The organism is Xanthomonas pisi DSM 18956 (assembly GCF_001010415.1).
GTDB classification, from domain to species: Bacteria; Pseudomonadota; Gammaproteobacteria; order Xanthomonadales; family Xanthomonadaceae; genus Xanthomonas; species Xanthomonas pisi.
Window position 1 is genome coordinate 1 of record NZ_JPLE01000133.1, and the last position, 807, is coordinate 807.

Annotated in this window: 1 pseudogene; it reads left to right on the top strand. The window is 55.5% G+C overall.

Annotation, left to right across the window (positions count from 1 at the left end):
* The first annotated feature begins 91 nt into the window (after positions 1-91).
* Positions 92-805, top strand: a pseudogene (locus tag Y887_RS20480) (IS5 family transposase).
* The last annotated feature ends 2 nt before the right edge of the window (positions 806-807 follow it).

Here is an 807-nt window from a genome sequence, read left to right on the forward strand (position 1 = left end):
AAGCTAGGGCCTGTTAACACTAATGGATTGAGCGATTAGATTATCAGGCATGGAGATCACGCCAGCGCAAGTTTCCCTGATCTAGCACTGCCTGCCGGCGCAGCGCGGCGATGTCAGCATGACCAACCTGCAAGTGGTCAACGCCTTTACGTTGCCGAGCATGGTTGCAAATGGCGCGGCCTTCCCAAGCGCTTTGGCAACTGGCACACGGTGTACACGCGCATGAACCGTTGGGTCAAGGCGGGTGTGCTGGAGCGGATGTTCGCCCAATTGCAGAAGTCCCAGATCGTGCGCATCACAATTGAAGCGTTTCACTGGACTCCATCAGCGTCAGGGCGCATCCCGATGGCACGGGTGCATTAAAAAACGGCCAGCAAGCCATCGACAAGTTGCGCGGTGGATGAAACACTAAGATTCAGATGGTTGCCGCAGATGCTCGAACAGCCATCACCCTCGGATTGACGCCTGGCAACGCGCATGACGCACCGGCAGGCCGCATGTTGTTTGAACACCTGGGGCCAGTGGAGCTGCCGATCCATTTGTTGATGGACCGTGCTTACGAAGGCAACGAACCCGCGAGTTGGCGCTCGAACTTGGCTTCATGCCGGTGGTTCCGCCGAAATCCAATCGGGTCGAGCCTTGGAAATACAATAGGGAGATGTAAAAGCGGCGCAACGAAATGGAGAGACTGTTCCGTCACTTGAAAGGTTGCCGCCGAATTTTCACTCGCTTCGAGAAGCTGGACGTCATGTTCCTCGGTTTCCTCGGCTTCACCCTAGTCGTTGATGAGCTTCGGATTTGTTAACA